The organism is Leisingera sp. McT4-56 (assembly GCF_020514995.1).
Classification (GTDB): Bacteria; Pseudomonadota; Alphaproteobacteria; order Rhodobacterales; family Rhodobacteraceae; genus Leisingera; species Leisingera aquaemixtae_A.
In genome coordinates, this window is the sequence record NZ_JAJALF010000002.1 from 23,711 (window position 1) to 38,789 (window position 15,079).

Below are 15,079 nucleotides of genomic sequence, written 5' to 3' on the forward strand. Positions count from 1 at the left end.
GCTTCAGAGCCACTCCGGGATGGTATCGCGGTTTATCATCTCTTCATAGTCCGGCCGCCGGCGAATAACCGCGAATTGATCCCCGTGCACAAGCACTTCGGGGATCAGCGGGCGCGAATTGTACTCGCTCGCCATCACCGCGCCATAGGCGCCGGCGCTGCGGAAGGAGACCAGATCGCCCGCTGCCAAGGGCGGCAGGTCGCGCTGCTTGGCAAAAGTATCGCCGGTTTCGCAGACCGGGCCGACGATGTCATAGGGCTGGCTTTCGGTGCCTGCCGCAGGTTCCTGCACAGGGATAATGTCGTGATGCGCCTCATACATCGCCGGGCGGATCAGGTCGTTCATCGCGGCGTCCAGGATCAGGAAATCGCGCCCCTCACCGGATTTCACATAGATCACCTTCGACACCAGCTGGCCCGCGTTGCCCGCGATCAGCCGGCCCGGCTCGATCTCGATCTCGCAGCCGAGGTGGCCCAGGGTCTCCTTGACCATCTGGCCGTATTCCACGGGCAGCGGCGGCGCGGTGTTGGAGCGCTCGTAAGGAATGCCAAGCCCGCCGCCCAGGTCCAGGCGGCGGATATCGTGGCCATCGGCGCGCAAGGTTTCCGTCAGCTCGGCCACCTTCTGATAGGCCAGCCGGAACGGCTCCAGATCCGTGAGCTGCGAGCCGATATGGACGTCGATCCCCACCACCTCCAGCCCCGGCAACGCGGCAGCGCGGGCGTAGACCTCGCGGGCGCGGGCAATTGGGATACCGAACTTGTTCTCGGATTTTCCGGTGGCGATCTTGGCGTGGGTCTTGGCGTCCACGTCTGGATTGACCCGGATGGTGACCGGGGCCACTGCGCCCAGTTCCACAGCCACGGCGCTGATGACTTCCATTTCCGGCTCGGATTCCACGTTGAACTGGCGGATGCCGCCGGTGAGCGCCACGCGGATTTCCTCTGCCGTCTTGCCGACGCCGGAAAACACGATCCTGTCACCCGGCACACCTGCCGCCTTGGCGCGCAGGTATTCGCCCTGACTGACAACGTCCATGCCCGCGCCTGCCTGCGCCAGGGTCTTCAGGATCGCCTGGTTGGAGGCCGCTTTCATCGCAAAGCAGACCAGATGGTCGGTGCCCTCCAACGCCTCGTCGAACAGGCGGAAATGGCGCAAGAGGGTGGCGGTGGAATAGACATAGAACGGGGTGCCCACCGCCGCGGCGATCTCGGAGATGGGAACGTCTTCGGCGCAGAGCGCGCCGTCACGGTAGAGAAAATGATCCATGACCCCGCGTTTAGGGCAAAAGGGGCAGATGGATCAAATGATTCCGACCCGCGCGCCTTGCCGGACACAAAGCGGCTCTCCCGCCCGCCGCAGACGCATCAAAGATGCGCTGGCGCGCGGCGGGCCGCATCACCCCCCGCTGGCGTTCCGTTCCGCGCGGGCGGCCGTATTTGAGTATTTGGGGAAAGATGAAAACACCGGGCCTGCGCGTTCACCTTTCCAAAAATACTCACTGCGCGGCATCAGCGGCACACGCGGCGCCTGTGGTGTTGCGCATCCGGCGCACGCCGCTGTCACGGCATATTAAGCCCGGGTTGGCATAGTAACCCCTGATCGCGGTCACCGCCGGGCCTGACAAACCCGGCACTTTGGAACAGGGCCCATTGGCACGGGCACGCACAGACGACGTTTCGCGTGCGGGAGAACCCCTCCCGTCCCGCCTCCGCCCCTTGGCGGCGCCGCCACTCCTAACTGCTGATGTTCAGCATATCAGATACGGAACACACCAAAGCAGGCGGCAACCGGACGGGAAAGATACCCGCTCCGGCCATTATCTGTGTTTTTAGAACGTTCCGGACACCCCGGCGCGGGCATAACCGGACACTTTGATACCGGTTGCCGCGGGTTCATGCTTTTGCGGCGGGTTTGCCGCCGGCGCGCCGGTTTCACAGGCCGCCAGGCCAATTAGGGCCAGCACAGCAAACGTTGTTTTCATCGCAACATCCTCAAATGAAAACCGCCCCGGCACAGCGGCGGGGGCGGTTCTGAAGTGGTTGCTCAGCTGCGCTGCATCAAGGGCGCCGGGCGCTAGAAGCCCAGAAACACGCTGAGCGGCCCCTTGTGCAGTCCCACAGCGCCGCCGACGTGGACGCCGCCGCCGCTGCCGACGCCGACACCGGCGTTCAGGGTCGGCTGCACCGGCTCGCCGTCGGCGCCGCAGGCCGACAGCACCATCAGCCCCAGCAAAGCAAAGATCATGTTGCGCATTGTCTGCCTCCTTGCCGCGGCCGCCCCTTGCGGGGCTCAGCCTGCCAGCATCTCTGTCCAGCGGGCCACCTGCGCACGCACCTGGGCGGGCGCGGTGCCGCCGTAGGACATACGCGAGTTTACCGAGTTTTCGACGCCGAGCACAGAGAAGATGTCCTCTGTGATGCCTTCGTGAACGCCCTGCATGTCCGCCAGCGAAAGGTCCGGCAGGTCGCAGCCGCGCTGCTCGGCCATCGCAACCAGCGTGCCGGTCACATGGTGGGCATCGCGGAACGGCACCTTCAGCACCCGCACCAGCCAGTCGGCCAGGTCGGTGGCAGTGGAGAAGCCGGAACCCGCAGCCGCGGCCAGGCTCTCGCGGTTGCCGGTCATGTCCTTGACCATGCCTTCCATCGCCGCCAGCGCCAGCATCCAGTTGTCGGCAGCATCGAAGACCTGTTCCTTGTCTTCCTGCATGTCCTTGGAATAGGCCAGCGGCAGCCCCTTCATCACCATCATCAGCGCGGTGTTGGCGCCAAAGATCCGGCCCACCTTGGCGCGGATCAGCTCAGCCGCATCCGGGTTCTTCTTCTGCGGCATGATCGACGAGCCGGTGGAGAAGCGGTCGCTGAGCGTCACGAAGCGGAACTGGGCCGAGGACCAGATCACCAGCTCCTCGGCAAAGCGGCTGAGATGCACGGCACTGATCGAGGCGGTGCTGAGGAACTCCAGCGCGAAGTCGCGGTCGGAAACCGCATCCAGCGAGTTGGCGGCCGGGCGGTCAAAGCCCAGCGCCGATGCCGTCATCTCCCGGTCGATCGGGAAGGAGGTGCCGGCCAGCGCCGCCGCGCCCAGCGGCGATTCGTTCATGCGCGCACGGGCGTCGCGCACGCGGCTGAGGTCGCGGCCGAACATCTCGACGTAAGCCATCATGTGGTGGCCCCAGGTCACCGGCTGCGCGGTCTGCAGGTGGGTGAAGCCCGGCATCACCCAATCGGCGCCGGCCTCGGCCTGCGACAGAAGCGCGCGGATCAGCGCCAAGAGGCCGCTTTCGGCTGCGTCCAGTTGGTCGCGCACCCAGAGTTTGAAATCGGTCGCCACCTGGTCATTGCGGCTGCGGCCGGTGTGCAGGCGGCCTGCGGGCTCGCCGATGATCTCCTTCAGGCGGGCCTCCACATTCATGTGGATGTCTTCAAGTGCTGTGGAAAACTGGAAGGTTCCGCCCTCGATCTCTGACAAAACGGTGAGCAGCCCTTCCCGAATGGCCTCGGCATCATTATCCGTAATGACGCCTGTGGCGGCGAGCATCGCCGCATGGGCCCTGGAGCCGGCAATGTCCTGTGCTGCCATCCGCTTGTCGAACCCGATCGAGGCGTTGATCGCCTCCATGATCGCGTCCGGGCCAGCGGCAAAGCGGCCGCCCCACATCTGGTTCGAGGATTGATCTGTCATGGTGTGGAACCCCGGAGATAAAATGCGTCTGTTTCGTCAGCTTTCCCTTTATATGGCCCTGACCTTGGGTGCAAATGCCGCCTTTGCGGCGGATCAGGCGCAGCTGGAAGCGCTGCGCGACGGCTCGATGAAGAAACTGGTGGTGCATGCCGAGCCCAAGCCGGTTTCCGCCACAGCCTTCAACCTGGAGGATGAGCAGGGCACCGCAACCCTGGGAGATTACCAGGGCAAGATCGTGCTGTTGAACTTCTGGGCCACCTGGTGCGCCCCTTGCCGCAAGGAAATGCCGCAGCTGGAAGAGCTGCAGCAGGAGTTTGGCGGCGAGGATTTCCAAGTGCTGACCATCGCGACGGGGCGCAATTCTCCGGCGGGCATCCAGAAATTCTTTGACGAGAACGGCATCAACAGCCTGCCCCGCCACCAGGACCCGCAACAGGCGCTGGCGCGGGAAATGGCAGTGATCGGTCTGCCCATCACGGTGCTGCTGGACCGTGACGGCAACGAGGTTGCGCGGCTCCTGGGCGATGCCGAGTGGAACTCGGACAGCGCCAAGGCGATTGTTCAGGCGATGATCGCCTCAAAGTAGCTTGCGCTTGAATTTCAAGTGAGTAGCTTGGGGCCAAATTGGCGGCTCCAGGAGACTAAGTTCGTGAGGAAGCACTTTTTGAACGCTGCAGTGATCGTAACGGCACTGTCATCGATAACCACATATGCTTTGGCAGAAGAAATTTTACTTGAAGGCACAAAACCTAAAGTAACGGTTCATTCTGAAGAGCGCCTAAAAGGCAAAGTTAAAAAGCAGTTCACCTATTTCAAGAAAAACGCTGACTTTTATGGAGCCTTGTATCTCAACATCCAGGAAGACGTCGGGGGTGAGTTTTGGGATACCAGAAACATGGAACTTGCGAAGCAAACTGCCAGGAAGTCCTGCCATCTAAAATCTCAAAACCCGTCCAATTGCCAGCTTTATGCAACGGTCGGTCCCAAGTCACCCTCAAACGGTAAAGGTATCACTCTTAGCCAGGCAGGGAATCGCCTGTTCCGAAAGTACCAAATGTCGCATAAAGATGGCACATTCAGCGCATTTGCTACGACTGAATACGGTGCTCCCGGCTATAGCCGCAATCAGCACTCTGAAATCGAAGCAAGAGCTACCGCCATTCGTTTTTGTGAACAGAGTGTGGAACAAATAAACAAGAATACTGGTGCTCACCTCGTTCAGAATGTCATGAGTGACGAAAGCGGCACTTGCCGCGTTATCCACGTTACGAAGCCCTGACAGCCGCCCACTGACCCGGCAGAATTTCGCACTACCCTTAAACCGAGGGACGCCCGCGCAGGGCGCCCCCACTTGTGTATTGGGTGGAGAGTGAAATGAAACCTGTTGTGCTACTGATCGGAAAGCTGCCGCATGTGATCGGCAATGTGGCCGAGCAGCTGGACCATTTGCCGATCCAATGGCTTGGCGCGCACGACCATTCCGAAGTGGTGCGCCAGCTGGAAACCGAGCCGCGCATCGGCTGCGTGATCATGGGGGCCGGGCTGGACGACCAGATCCGCGGCGATCTGATCGGCATCATCGCGTCGCTCAGGCCCGATGTCTGCATCCACCTCAAGGACCGCGCTTCCGGGCCGGAGGGGCTGGTGCCCTTTGTCGAACGGGTGGTGCAGATGGAAGTGCTGCCGCAGTACCACCACGCAGTCACGGCGCCGGACTAGGCAGCACCGCCCTTTGCCTGACTGCTTGACCCCACGCCACCTTTGACAGCTTCCCGGCGGGCCGCCAGTCTGCCCGCGGGAGGACGCGCATGCCGCTGGAACTGCTGCTGGCCCTGGTTCTGGGCGGGATATCTGGAATTGCCGTGCTGCTGCATCTGACAGGACGCTCCCGGCAGGTGGTTCTGACCGCTGCCAGCGCCCGCGCTGACTGGCTGCGCCACTTTCCCGGGGACAGTGTGATCACCGTGCTGCCCGCCGCCAGCGGACGGGCCGCGCTGGTGCTGACCGAAGGCGGGCCAGGGCTGCTCTGGGCCTTTGGCGCCGACACCGCTGGCCGCCATCTGGCCATCGGCCAGGTCCGCGAAACCAGCACCGGTCTGCGCTTTGATTTCAATGACTTCGCGGCCCCCGGCCTCTCGCTGCCCTTGCCGGAGCGCGAACGCCGAACCTGGCTGGCGCAGATTGCAACCGCAGCGGAGGCCGCATGACCGATCCCGTCCATTACCCCGATGCGACCCAGCTGGCAGTGCCGTTCTTCATTGCCGCGATCCTGGCTGAGGTCCTGTGGATCGCCCTGAAAAAGCGCGGCGGCCGGTATGAGACCCGCGATGCCGTGACCTCATTGATCATGGGGGCGGGCAGCGTGGCGGAGGGGCTGCTGCTGGGTTTCATTGCCTGGGCGCTGTTCATGTTCCTGTGGCAGCTGACGCCCTTGGACATGGGAACCTCGGTCTGGGCATTGCTGGCCTGCTTCGTGCTGGATGACCTGCGCTATTACTGGGTGCACCGGTTCGGCCACCGGGTGCGCTGGGTCTGGGCGTCGCATGTGAATCACCACTCCAGCCAGCACTACAACCTGACCACCGCCCTGCGGCAGACCTGGACCGGCACCTTTACCTTCATGATGATCGTGAAGGCGCCGATGGTGCTGCTGGGGTTCCACCCGGCGCTGGTGCTGTTCTGCGGCGGGCTGAACCTGATCTACCAGTTCTGGATCCACACCGAAGCGGTCACCCGCCTGCCCCGCTGGTTCGAGGCGGTGATGAACACGCCCAGCCATCACCGCGCCCACCACGGCAGGAACCCGCGCTATCTGGACTGCAACTATGCCGGCGTCTTCATCATCTGGGACAAGATGTTCGGCACCTTCGTGCCGGAGCAGGACCACGACCGCCCCGATTACGGGCTGGTCCACAACATCGCCACCTTCAATCCGCTGCGCGTCGCCTTTCATGAATGGGCAGGCATTTTCAAGGACATGGCGCAGCCCGGCCTGACCTGGAAACAGCGGCTGCTCTATGCCTTTGCGCCGCCCGGCTACAGCCACGACGGCAGCCGCGACACCTCGGCCGGGATCAAGGCCGCGCATCTGGCACGCCACCCCGAGGATGCGGGCACCCCCGGCTTCAGCGGCTGACCGCCGGCGCCGCCGCGGGCAGATCATTCAAATTCGATCTTTAATCCTGCCTCAACCCTTTTGCGGCAGGCTGCCGGGAGCATCATACTGCCCCCAATCTTGCCGCAAACAGGGTCCCGGAAACACATGAACAAACGACATGCGATGGCAGATCTTCCCGAAGGCGCCGAAAGCCCGCTGAACGCGGCGGTTGCGGGCCGCGACCGGTCGACCCTGGACATGGTCGCGGAGGCTGTGCGCCACAATCAGACCGTGCTGGCCTATCAGCCCATCATGCAGGCGATGCCGCCGCACGGCGTCGCCTTTTACGAGGGCTACATCCGGGTGCTGGATCCAACCGGCCGGGTGATCCCCGCGCGCGAGTTCATCCATGTGGTCGAGGACAAGGAAATCGGCCGCGAAATGGACTGCCTGGCGCTGCAGCACGGGCTGCGGGCGCTGGAGAAATATCCGCAGATCCGCCTGTCGGTGAACATGTCCGCCCGCTCCATCGGCTATCAGCGCTGGAACAAAGTGCTGGACCGGTTCCTGAAACGCGACGCCACGCTGGGCGAACGGCTGGTGCTGGAAATCACCGAGGCCTCTGCCATGGCGGCGCCGGAACTGGTCACCGATTTCATGGGCCGGATGCAGCAGCACGGGATCTCCTTCGCGCTCGACAACTTCGGCGCCAGCACCACCGCGATCGGGCATTTCCGCCAGTTCTTCTTCGACGCGGTCAAGATCGACGGCCAGTTCGTGCGCGGCATCCACGCCAGCCACGACAACCAGTCGGTTGTCCGCGCCCTGATCGGCATTGCCAAGCAGTTCGACATGTTCGTGGTCGCGGAATCAGTCGAAAGCCGCGAGGACGCGGAGTTTCTGGTGGAAAACGGCGTCGACTGCCTGCAGGGCTACCTGTTCGGCGCGCCCTCGGTCTCGCCGCCCTGGATCGAGGACATGAAGCAGGGCAAGAAAGCCGGCTAGGCGCCGCGCCGGGGCCAACGCGCAGGGCGACACCGCCTGCCAGCGCGAACTGTGCCGTGCGGCCTGCCGCCGCAGCCGCGGCCCAAGCCCTGGCCCGCCCCGCTGACCGGCTGAGCGGGTCTCAGCGTATCAAAAACGCGCCGCCAACTGCAGTTTGAGGCTGGCACCGTCCATCCCGCCTGCGGCCAACCCGATGTTTTCCCATGGGCTTTCCGGCAGCCTGCCCGGTCCCTGGCTGCGGCGGCCCCGGCCGTTTTGCCGGCCGCCCGCCCCGGCTGACGGAAATCCTGCAAGCCATGGCGCATCTCGCGGTTGACTCTTCCGCCCCGCCTGAGACAGGCTGTCAATTGCTGCAGGTGCAGCAATAGATTATGTCGGCACCCGCAGGACTCGGGAAAGATTCTTGCGCAAACACCGCATATTTGTTTGCGCGGCGCTCGCCGTGAGACCTGAATTGATGGCAGAGGACCAGAAATCAATGACCAATGTTGTAATCGCATCCGCCGCGCGCACCGCCGTCGGCTCCTTTGGCGGCTCGTTCGCCAACACCCCGGCCCATGACCTGGGCGCTGCGGTGCTGGAAGCCGTGGTGGAACGCGCCGGCGTGGATAAATCCGAGGTGTCCGAGACCATCCTCGGCCAGGTGCTGACCGCGGCCCAGGGCCAGAACCCGGCCCGCCAGGCGCACATCAACGCAGGCCTGCCCAAGGAAAGCGCCGCCTGGGGCATCAACCAGGTCTGCGGCTCCGGCCTGCGCGCCGTGGCGCTGGGTGCGCAGCACATCCAGCTGGGCGATGCCTCCATCGTGGCGGCCGGCGGCCAGGAAAACATGACCCTGTCCCCCCATGCCGCGCATCTGCGCGCCGGCCACAAGATGGGCGACATGAAATACATCGACACCATGATCCGCGACGGGCTGTGGGACGCCTTCAACGGCTACCACATGGGCCAGACCGCCGAGAACGTGGCCGAGCAGTGGCAGATTTCCCGCGACATGCAGGACGAGTTTGCGGTTGCTTCGCAGAACAAGGCGGAAGCGGCGCAGAAGGCCGGCAAGTTCGCCGATGAGATCGCCGCCTTCACCGTCAAGACCCGCAAGGGCGACATCGTGGTGGACCAGGACGAGTACATCCGCCACGGCGCCACCATCGAAGCGATGCAGAAGCTGCGCCCGGCCTTCACCAAGGACGGCTCCGTCACCGCGGCCAACGCCTCCGGTTTGAACGACGGCGCCGCCGCCACCCTGCTGATGAGCGCCGATGAGGCCGAGCGCCGCGGCATTGAGCCGCTGGCCCGCATCGCCTCCTATGCCACCGCGGGCCTGGACCCGTCGATCATGGGCGTCGGCCCGGTCTATGCCTCCCGCAAGGCGCTGGAAAAGGCCGGCTGGTCGGTGAACGACTTGGATCTGGTCGAAGCCAACGAAGCCTTTGCCGCTCAGGCCTGCGCCGTGAATAAGGACATGGGCTGGGATCCGTCGATCGTCAACGTGAACGGCGGCGCCATCGCCATCGGCCACCCGATCGGCGCTTCCGGCTGCCGGGTGCTGAACACCCTGCTGTTCGAAATGAAGCGCCGCGGCGCCAAAAAAGGCCTTGCCACCCTTTGCATCGGTGGCGGCATGGGCGTTGCGATGTGCGTTGAGCGCCCGTAATCGGCGCAAAACCGCAAAAAGTGAAGGACGCCCTCGCGGCGTCCTTTTTCTTTTACAATCAAAGGCTATAATGCAACTGCAGCAAGACCTGCGCGGCGGGTGCGACAATTTTTACGCGGCACCGCAGCGAATTCCCTGCGCAATATTGTTGCTCCCCGGCAGTGAAAACTGTAGCAAGATTACCAAGTGACCAATACTGGAGGATTCTCGAATGGCACGTACTGCACTCGTCACCGGCGGTTCCCGCGGCATCGGCGCAGCAATTTCCCAGGCGCTGAAGGCGCAGGGCTGCAACGTCGCTGCGACCTATGCCGGCAATGACGAAGCCGCGGCTAAATTCACCGAGGAAACCGGCATCAAGACCTACAAGTGGAACGTCGGCAGCTATGAGGACAGCGCTGCGGGCATCGCCAAGGTCGAAGAGGAAATGGGCCCGATCGACATCGTGGTGGCCAATGCCGGCATCACCCGCGACGCGCCGTTCCACAAGATGACGCCGCAGCAGTGGCAGGAGGTGATCGACACCAACCTGACCGGCGTCTTCAACACCGTGCACCCGATCTGGCCCGGCATGCGCGAGCGCAAGTTCGGCCGCGTCATCGTGATCTCCTCGATCAACGGCCAAAAAGGCCAGTTCGCACAGGTGAACTATGCCGCCACCAAGGCAGGCGACCTGGGCATCGTGAAATCGCTGGCCCAGGAAGGTGCCCGCGCCGGCATCACCGCCAACGCGGTCTGCCCCGGCTATATCGCCACCGAGATGGTGATGGCGGTGCCGGAGAAGGTGCGTGAAGCGATCATCGGCCAGATCCCGGCCGGCCGCCTGGGCGAGCCGGAAGAGATTGCCCGCTGCGTGGCTTTCCTGGCGTCCGACGACTCGGGCTTCATCAACGGCTCGACCATTTCCGCCAACGGCGCGCAGTTCTTCGTCTGATCCAATTCATCAGCAGAAACGGCAAGGGCCGGTCCAGATGGACCGGCCCTTTTCCTATCCCGTAAGGACGCTTGCGCGCTCAGGCCCAGCGGGAAACCTTGGGGCGGAGGGCTGGCACCGGGCGCTTGCCGAACAGCCAGGTCCAGGCCCGTTTCAGCGCCTGGCCGCGTTCAGCGTGGGCGCGGGCCATGGCGGACTTCACGGCGGCATCAGCAGAATATTCCAGCATTTCAGGCCTCCTTTCGGATCAGTATCCTTTACCTGGACCCAATATGAGGACGTTCCGTCAAAGTGACAAACGAGACTTTGCAGAGCTTCAGTTAAGGTATACTTATGTGAAATGTCTGACCGCCTGCCCCCTCTCACTGCCTTGCGTGCCTTTGACGCTGCAGCCCGCCACATGTCCTTTGCCAAGGCAGCGGAGGAGCTGAACGTGACGCCTGCCGCGCTGTCCTTTCAGATCAAATCGCTTGAGGAGCATCTGGGCCAGCCGCTGTTCCGCCGCTTGAACCGCGCGGTGGAGCTGACCGAGGCGGGCCGGACGCTGGCGCCCGGCGCGGACGAGGGCTTCCGCCTGCTGAGCCAGGCCTGGCAGGACACCCGGCGGCTCTTGGATGAAACCACACTGACGGTGACCGCAGGGCCCGCGCTGACGGCAAAATGGCTGGCGCCGCGGCTGTTCGAATTTGCCCGCAGCCATCCAGAGATCGAGCTGCGGCTGTCGGCGTCGCTCAAGGTGGTGGACCTGCGCCGCGGCGATGTGGATGTGGCGATCCGTTTCGGAGTGTCGGACGACGCGGGGCTCGCGTCCTATGGCACCCGGCCCGACTGGTTGACGCCCGTGATGACGCCGGAGCTGCATGAACAGTTTCCCACTCCCGAGTCGCTGATGAGCGCGCCGCTGATCTTTGATGATTCCATCAGCAAGGTGGCCCCGGGCTGCGACTGGCCGACCTGGTTCCAGGCGGCGGGGGTTGGCTTTACCCCCACCAGCGGCACCCATTTCTCCGCCCCCGATCATGCCATCGATGCGGCCTGCGCGGGGCTGGGCGTTGCGCTGGGGCGGCGGCCGCTGATCATCAAGGACGTGCGGGAGGGGCGGCTGGTGGCCCCCTTCAAGATCGCCATCCAGTCAGACGCGCGGTTCCGCTTCCTGTGCCTGCCGGAAGCCAAGGACCGGCCGCAGATCGCGGCCTTCCGCGAGTGGTACTTTGCGGAGATCGAGAAAACCGCGCATATGTGGGGCGACATCAAGATTATCCCGATTCAGGATCTGCAATCCCAATGACCAAGACCCGTGCGACCGCCATCGGTTTCATCGCTGTATTGCTGTGGGCGCTGCTGGCGCTTTTGACCGTCGGCTCGGAACCAACCCCGCCGCTGCTGCTGAATGCGCTGTGCTTCACCATCGGCGGCACGCTGGGGATGATCTGGACCGCGGCGGCGGGCAAGCTGGGGCAGCTGCGCCATGTGCCGCTGAGGGTCTATCTCTTCGGCACCCTGGGGCTGTTCGGCTATCACGCGCTCTATTTCTCTGCGCTGCGGCTGGCCCCGGCGGCGGAGGCCGGGCTGATCGCCTATTTGTGGCCGCTGCTGATCGTGCTGTTTTCCGGCCTGCTGCCCGGCGAGAAGCTGAAGGCGGGGCATCTGATCGGGGCTGGCTTGGGCTTTGCCGGGGCGGCCACCATCATTTCCGGCGGCGGAGGCGGGTTTGAGGCGCAGTATCTGCCGGGCTACGGGCTGGCGCTCTTATGCGCGCTGACATGGTCCGGCTACTCGGTGCTGTCGCGGCTGGTGGGCGGGGCGCCGACCAGTTCGGTCGCGGTGTTCTGCCTGGCCACTGCCGTGGCTTCCTGGGGGCTGCATTTCGCGCTGGAGGAGACCGTGTGGCCCGATGGCACGCTGGGCTGGGTCTCGACCCTGCTGCTGGGGCTCGGCCCTGTCGGGCTGGCGTTCTATGTCTGGGACATCGGCGTCAAGCAGGGCGACATTCAGATGCTCGGCACCAGCTCATACGCTGCGCCACTGCTGTCGACCCTGATCCTGGTGCTGGCGGGGATTGCCGCAGCATCCTGGGGGCTGGCGCTGGCGGCGGCGCTGATCACTGGCGGCGCGCTGATTGCGGCACGGGCGAGCGCCACCAAGTAACTCCGGAAACGAAAGGAGGGCCGCCGCGCTGGCAGGCCCTCCGTTTTGCTGTGCCGGTTATCCGCACCGGCGGGAACTCTTTAGACTGCTTCGGCTGTCAGGCGCGTAATCTCTTCCTTCAGCTTCAGCTTCTGCTTTTTCATTGCTGCGATTTCTAGATCATCGCTACTCGGCGATCGTTGGGCCTGTTCCACTTCCATGCTCAGATGCTCGTGCTTCTTCTTAAGTTCGGTCAGATGCGAGCTGAGGCTCATGGCAACCCTCCTTTATTGAGCTAGATGTGTTTGACAGAAAGAGTGGAGCACATGTTTACGCGTCTGTCACGCTGCAGCCGCACTATTTTTGTCATGAAATTTTCATATCGGCTATGCGCCGCGCATTTTGCTGCAGGCGGCGGCGCATTCCGGCAGAAACCAGCTGATTTTGATTCGCCAAAGGTTGAAACCGGCAGACCGCGCGCCTAACTTTGCGCCGCCGGAAAACTGCGCCTCAGAGGGGCCAGGGCAAGGAGGCCGCGTCGCGCAGAACGGCGCGGATTCCGGGCCGGTAGCTGTCCCCGTCGCGTTGGTGCCGGGCGCCTTCATGCAGAATCAGCGGCGCATGAAGCCGGAAATCCGCCCGCCCGCCCTTGCGCGCGCGCAGGATCACCAGCTCCGCTGCGCGGGCCTCGCGCGGCGCCAGCGGCAGCACCTCTACCGAGCCAAGCACGCTGCCGCAGCCCGCCAGCATGTCCGGCAGCCGGTCGGCGCGCTGGATCATGTGCAGGTAGCCCTTGGGCGCAAGGCGGCGGGCGGCGGCGGCGATCCAGTCCGCCAGCGGCGTGCCCTCCCCCAGTGCAACCTTGCGGCCGTCGTCGCGGGCCTGGCTGTGGGTGCCGGCCTTGTAATAAGGCGGGTTGGCGATGACGTGGCCGAACTGGCGCTGTTTCAATGCCTCCGGCAGGGCGGAAAGGTCGGCCTCGAAAACTTCGATATCCTGACCGTTGGCTTGGGCGTTGCGCCGGGCAAGGTCCGCATACGGCGCCTGCAGCTCCACCCCGGCCAGCGACAGCCCCGGCACGCGCGCGCCCAGGCACAGCAGCGCCTGGCCGGCGCCGCAGCCAAGTTCCAGCACTGCCTCCCCTGCCCGCACGGGCACCGCCGCCGCCAGCAGCACCGGGTCCACCCCGGCACGGTAGCCCTTGACCGGCTGCCACAGCTGCACCCTGCCGCCGAGAAAGCCGTTGCGGGTCAGCTCATCATCGGAAAAGGCCGTCATCGTACGGGCCTCATCGGCCAAGCGGGATTTCATTGTCGCGCATCACGATCACGGCAGCGTCGTAGTCATCCTCGTGAACCATCAGACGGCGCGGGAAAATTCCGATCCCGCCTTCCAGGATGCTCATATTTACGTCCATTTGAAAGCAGTCTATATCCTCACCCTCAAGGAGGGCCGAGGCAAAGGCCATGATCGTCGGATCGGTGCTGCGCAGAAGCTCTTTCATGGGGATGGATCTAAGGGCAAGGCGTCCCCCTTGTCGAGACTTGCGAGCGGGAAAGTGATGGACCAAGTGATGACCAGGAAACCGCATGAGATGCTGGCCGCAACGCTGAGCCAGGAGCTGGACGCGGTGAACGCGCTGATCCGCACCCGGATGGCCTCCAAGCACGCGCCGCGCATTCCCGAGGTGACTGCGCATCTCGTCGAGGCGGGCGGCAAGCGGCTGCGGCCGATGCTGACGCTGGCCGCGGCACGGCTGTGCGGCTACGAGGGCGACCATCACCTGAAACTGGCGGCGACAGTGGAGTTCATCCACACCGCCACCCTGCTGCATGACGATGTGGTCGATGAAAGCGCCCAGCGGCGCGGTCGGCCGACCGCAAACCTGCTGTGGGACAACAAGAGCTCAGTACTGGTGGGTGATTACCTGTTTGCCCGCAGCTTCCAGCTGATGGTCGAGACGGAAAGCCTGCGGGTGCTGGACATCCTGGCCAATGCCTCTGCCACCATTGCCGAGGGCGAGGTGCTGCAGATGACCGCGGCGTCGAACCTGAAGACCGACGAGGAGGTCTATCTGCAGGTGGTGCGCGGCAAGACCGCGGCGCTGTTCTCGGCCGCAACCGAGGTGGGCGGAGTGATTGCCGGCGCACCAGAGGATCAAGTAAAGGCGCTGTTCGAGTACGGCGACGCGCTGGGGATCGCCTTTCAGATTGCCGATGACCTGCTGGACTACCAGGGCGACAGCAAGGCAACCGGCAAGAACGTCGGCGACGATTTCCGCGAGCGCAAGCTGACGCTGCCAGTGATCAAGGCAGTGGCGCAGGCCACGGACGAGGAGCGCGCTTTCTGGACCCGCACCATCGAGAAGGGCAAGCAGGAAGACGGAGACCTGGAGCTGGCGCTGGCGCTGATGGCGAAATACAAGACGCTGGAAGCCACCCGCGAGGACGCCTATGGCTGGGCCGCCAAGGCGCGGGCTGCGCTGGAGGTGCTGCCCGACCACGAGATCCGCACGATGCTGAGCGATCTGGCCGACTACGTGGTGTCGCGGCTGAATTGACACCGGGCCAGGGGG

The 15,079-nt window shown here is 64.1% G+C and carries 20 protein-coding genes; 12 read left to right on the forward strand and 8 right to left on the reverse strand.

Annotated elements, in window-relative coordinates; translation table 11 throughout:
- Positions 1-3: 3 nt before the first annotated feature.
- The 4 genes from lysA to argH all read right to left on the reverse strand — a co-directional run bounded on the left by lysA (position 4) and on the right by argH (position 3,687).
- On the reverse strand, positions 4-1,269 hold the full coding sequence (gene lysA, locus LHL23_RS03505; RefSeq protein WP_226428818.1) for a diaminopimelate decarboxylase: 1,266 nt from the start codon (positions 1,267-1,269) through the stop codon (positions 4-6).
- Between the two features lie 562 nt (positions 1,270-1,831).
- The gene (locus LHL23_RS03510; protein WP_222479485.1) at positions 1,832-1,984 is read right to left on the reverse strand and encodes a hypothetical protein; all 153 of its coding nucleotides are present in this window, start codon (positions 1,982-1,984) and stop codon (positions 1,832-1,834) included.
- A 92-nt stretch (positions 1,985-2,076) separates the two neighbouring features.
- On the reverse strand, positions 2,077-2,256 hold the full coding sequence (locus LHL23_RS03515; protein WP_222479483.1) for a hypothetical protein: 180 nt from the start codon (positions 2,254-2,256) through the stop codon (positions 2,077-2,079).
- Between the two features lie 36 nt (positions 2,257-2,292).
- Complete coding sequence (argH, locus tag LHL23_RS03520; protein ID WP_226428819.1) at positions 2,293-3,687, reverse strand: argininosuccinate lyase; 1,395 nt, start codon at positions 3,685-3,687, stop codon at positions 2,293-2,295.
- 22 nt (positions 3,688-3,709) lie between these two features.
- Here argH and LHL23_RS03525 point away from each other — a divergent pair, with 22 nt between their 5' ends.
- From LHL23_RS03525 to phbB, 8 genes are all read left to right on the forward strand, one after another.
- Positions 3,710-4,273 carry a TlpA disulfide reductase family protein gene (locus LHL23_RS03525; protein ID WP_226428820.1) on the forward strand — a complete coding sequence of 188 codons (564 nt, stop codon included), beginning with the start codon at positions 3,710-3,712 and terminating at the stop codon, positions 4,271-4,273.
- A gap of 63 nt (positions 4,274-4,336) precedes the next feature.
- Entirely contained in the window at positions 4,337-4,966 is a 630-nt protein-coding gene (locus tag LHL23_RS03530; RefSeq protein WP_226428821.1) for a hypothetical protein, read from the forward strand.
- A gap of 95 nt (positions 4,967-5,061) precedes the next feature.
- A complete protein-coding gene (locus tag LHL23_RS03535; protein ID WP_222479475.1) occupies positions 5,062-5,406 on the forward strand; it encodes a hypothetical protein in 345 nt (114 codons plus the stop codon).
- Positions 5,407-5,495: 89 nt separating this feature from the next.
- On the forward strand, positions 5,496-5,894 hold the full coding sequence (locus LHL23_RS03540) for a hypothetical protein (RefSeq protein ID WP_226428822.1): 399 nt from the start codon (positions 5,496-5,498) through the stop codon (positions 5,892-5,894).
- Positions 5,891-6,823, forward strand: coding sequence for a sterol desaturase family protein (locus LHL23_RS03545; RefSeq protein WP_226428823.1), 933 nt, complete (start codon positions 5,891-5,893; stop codon positions 6,821-6,823). The genes LHL23_RS03540 and LHL23_RS03545 overlap by 4 nt, the downstream gene beginning before the upstream one ends.
- Positions 6,824-6,949: 126 nt before the next feature.
- Positions 6,950-7,789 (forward strand): EAL domain-containing protein, encoded by an 840-nt coding sequence (locus LHL23_RS03550; RefSeq protein WP_226428824.1) that lies wholly within the window; start codon positions 6,950-6,952, stop codon positions 7,787-7,789.
- Between the two features lie 478 nt (positions 7,790-8,267).
- Positions 8,268-9,443 carry an acetyl-CoA C-acetyltransferase gene (locus tag LHL23_RS03555; RefSeq protein WP_222479467.1) on the forward strand — a complete coding sequence of 392 codons (1,176 nt, stop codon included), beginning with the start codon at positions 8,268-8,270 and terminating at the stop codon, positions 9,441-9,443.
- A gap of 211 nt (positions 9,444-9,654) precedes the next feature.
- The gene (gene phbB, locus LHL23_RS03560; protein ID WP_222479465.1) at positions 9,655-10,377 is read left to right on the forward strand and encodes an acetoacetyl-CoA reductase; all 723 of its coding nucleotides are present in this window, start codon (positions 9,655-9,657) and stop codon (positions 10,375-10,377) included.
- A gap of 79 nt (positions 10,378-10,456) precedes the next feature.
- Here the strand turns inward: phbB and LHL23_RS03565 are convergent, their stop codons facing one another.
- Positions 10,457-10,606 carry a hypothetical protein gene (locus LHL23_RS03565; protein ID WP_226428825.1) on the reverse strand — a complete coding sequence of 50 codons (150 nt, stop codon included), beginning with the start codon at positions 10,604-10,606 and terminating at the stop codon, positions 10,457-10,459.
- 111 nt (positions 10,607-10,717) lie between these two features.
- On the opposite strand from LHL23_RS03565, the gene LHL23_RS03570 reads away from it, so the two are divergent.
- Both LHL23_RS03570 and yddG read left to right on the forward strand, forming a co-directional pair.
- A complete protein-coding gene (locus tag LHL23_RS03570; protein ID WP_226428826.1) occupies positions 10,718-11,665 on the forward strand; it encodes a transcriptional regulator GcvA in 948 nt (315 codons plus the stop codon).
- Positions 11,662-12,525: an aromatic amino acid exporter YddG gene (gene yddG / locus LHL23_RS03575; RefSeq protein WP_222479458.1), complete on the forward strand. Its 864-nt coding sequence runs from the start codon at positions 11,662-11,664 to the stop codon at positions 12,523-12,525. Before LHL23_RS03570 ends, yddG begins: the two co-directional genes overlap by 4 nt.
- Positions 12,526-12,605: 80 nt before the next feature.
- On the opposite strand, the gene LHL23_RS03580 is transcribed toward yddG, so the two are convergent.
- Entirely contained in the window at positions 12,606-12,779 is a 174-nt protein-coding gene (locus LHL23_RS03580) for a YdcH family protein (protein ID WP_222479456.1), read from the reverse strand.
- A gap of 51 nt (positions 12,780-12,830) precedes the next feature.
- Here LHL23_RS03580 and LHL23_RS03585 point away from each other — a divergent pair, with 51 nt between their 5' ends.
- A complete protein-coding gene (locus LHL23_RS03585) occupies positions 12,831-12,989 on the forward strand; it encodes a hypothetical protein (RefSeq protein ID WP_226428827.1) in 159 nt (52 codons plus the stop codon).
- Positions 12,990-13,014: 25 nt separating this feature from the next.
- Here LHL23_RS03585 and LHL23_RS03590 read toward each other — a convergent pair whose 3' ends face one another.
- Positions 13,015-13,782 carry a tRNA1(Val) (adenine(37)-N6)-methyltransferase gene (locus tag LHL23_RS03590; RefSeq protein ID WP_226428828.1) on the reverse strand — a complete coding sequence of 256 codons (768 nt, stop codon included), beginning with the start codon at positions 13,780-13,782 and terminating at the stop codon, positions 13,015-13,017.
- Positions 13,783-13,792: 10 nt separating this feature from the next.
- On the reverse strand, positions 13,793-14,008 hold the full coding sequence (locus tag LHL23_RS03595; RefSeq protein WP_039181733.1) for a putative signal transducing protein: 216 nt from the start codon (positions 14,006-14,008) through the stop codon (positions 13,793-13,795).
- A 57-nt stretch (positions 14,009-14,065) separates the two neighbouring features.
- Here LHL23_RS03595 and LHL23_RS03600 point away from each other — a divergent pair, with 57 nt between their 5' ends.
- Positions 14,066-15,064, forward strand: coding sequence for a polyprenyl synthetase family protein (locus tag LHL23_RS03600; RefSeq protein WP_226428829.1), 999 nt, complete (start codon positions 14,066-14,068; stop codon positions 15,062-15,064).
- The last annotated feature ends 15 nt before the right edge of the window (positions 15,065-15,079 follow it).

Bases quoted from the DNA above. Each gene is read 5' to 3' on its own strand.
- lysA (WP_226428818.1), bottom strand. From the start codon at position 1,269: ATGGATCATTTTCTCTACCGTGACGGCGCGCTCTGCGCCGAAGACGTT.
- LHL23_RS03510 (WP_222479485.1), bottom strand. From the start codon at position 1,984: ATGAAAACAACGTTTGCTGTGCTGGCCCTAATTGGCCTGGCGGCCTGT.
- LHL23_RS03515 (WP_222479483.1), bottom strand. From the start codon at position 2,256: ATGCGCAACATGATCTTTGCTTTGCTGGGGCTGATGGTGCTGTCGGCC.
- argH (WP_226428819.1), bottom strand. From the start codon at position 3,687: ATGACAGATCAATCCTCGAACCAGATGTGGGGCGGCCGCTTTGCCGCT.
- LHL23_RS03525 (WP_226428820.1), top strand. From the start codon at position 3,710: ATGCGTCTGTTTCGTCAGCTTTCCCTTTATATGGCCCTGACCTTGGGT.
- LHL23_RS03535 (WP_222479475.1), top strand. From the start codon at position 5,062: ATGAAACCTGTTGTGCTACTGATCGGAAAGCTGCCGCATGTGATCGGC.
- LHL23_RS03540 (WP_226428822.1), top strand. From the start codon at position 5,496: ATGCCGCTGGAACTGCTGCTGGCCCTGGTTCTGGGCGGGATATCTGGA.
- LHL23_RS03545 (WP_226428823.1), top strand. From the start codon at position 5,891: ATGACCGATCCCGTCCATTACCCCGATGCGACCCAGCTGGCAGTGCCG.
- LHL23_RS03550 (WP_226428824.1), top strand. From the start codon at position 6,950: ATGAACAAACGACATGCGATGGCAGATCTTCCCGAAGGCGCCGAAAGC.
- LHL23_RS03555 (WP_222479467.1), top strand. From the start codon at position 8,268: ATGACCAATGTTGTAATCGCATCCGCCGCGCGCACCGCCGTCGGCTCC.
- phbB (WP_222479465.1), top strand. From the start codon at position 9,655: ATGGCACGTACTGCACTCGTCACCGGCGGTTCCCGCGGCATCGGCGCA.
- LHL23_RS03565 (WP_226428825.1), bottom strand. From the start codon at position 10,606: ATGCTGGAATATTCTGCTGATGCCGCCGTGAAGTCCGCCATGGCCCGC.
- LHL23_RS03570 (WP_226428826.1), top strand. From the start codon at position 10,718: ATGTCTGACCGCCTGCCCCCTCTCACTGCCTTGCGTGCCTTTGACGCT.
- yddG (WP_222479458.1), top strand. From the start codon at position 11,662: ATGACCAAGACCCGTGCGACCGCCATCGGTTTCATCGCTGTATTGCTG.
- LHL23_RS03580 (WP_222479456.1), bottom strand. From the start codon at position 12,779: ATGAGCCTCAGCTCGCATCTGACCGAACTTAAGAAGAAGCACGAGCAT.
- LHL23_RS03585 (WP_226428827.1), top strand. From the start codon at position 12,831: ATGTTTACGCGTCTGTCACGCTGCAGCCGCACTATTTTTGTCATGAAA.
- LHL23_RS03590 (WP_226428828.1), bottom strand. From the start codon at position 13,782: ATGACGGCCTTTTCCGATGATGAGCTGACCCGCAACGGCTTTCTCGGC.
- LHL23_RS03595 (WP_039181733.1), bottom strand. From the start codon at position 14,008: ATGAAAGAGCTTCTGCGCAGCACCGATCCGACGATCATGGCCTTTGCC.
- LHL23_RS03600 (WP_226428829.1), top strand. From the start codon at position 14,066: ATGGACCAAGTGATGACCAGGAAACCGCATGAGATGCTGGCCGCAACG.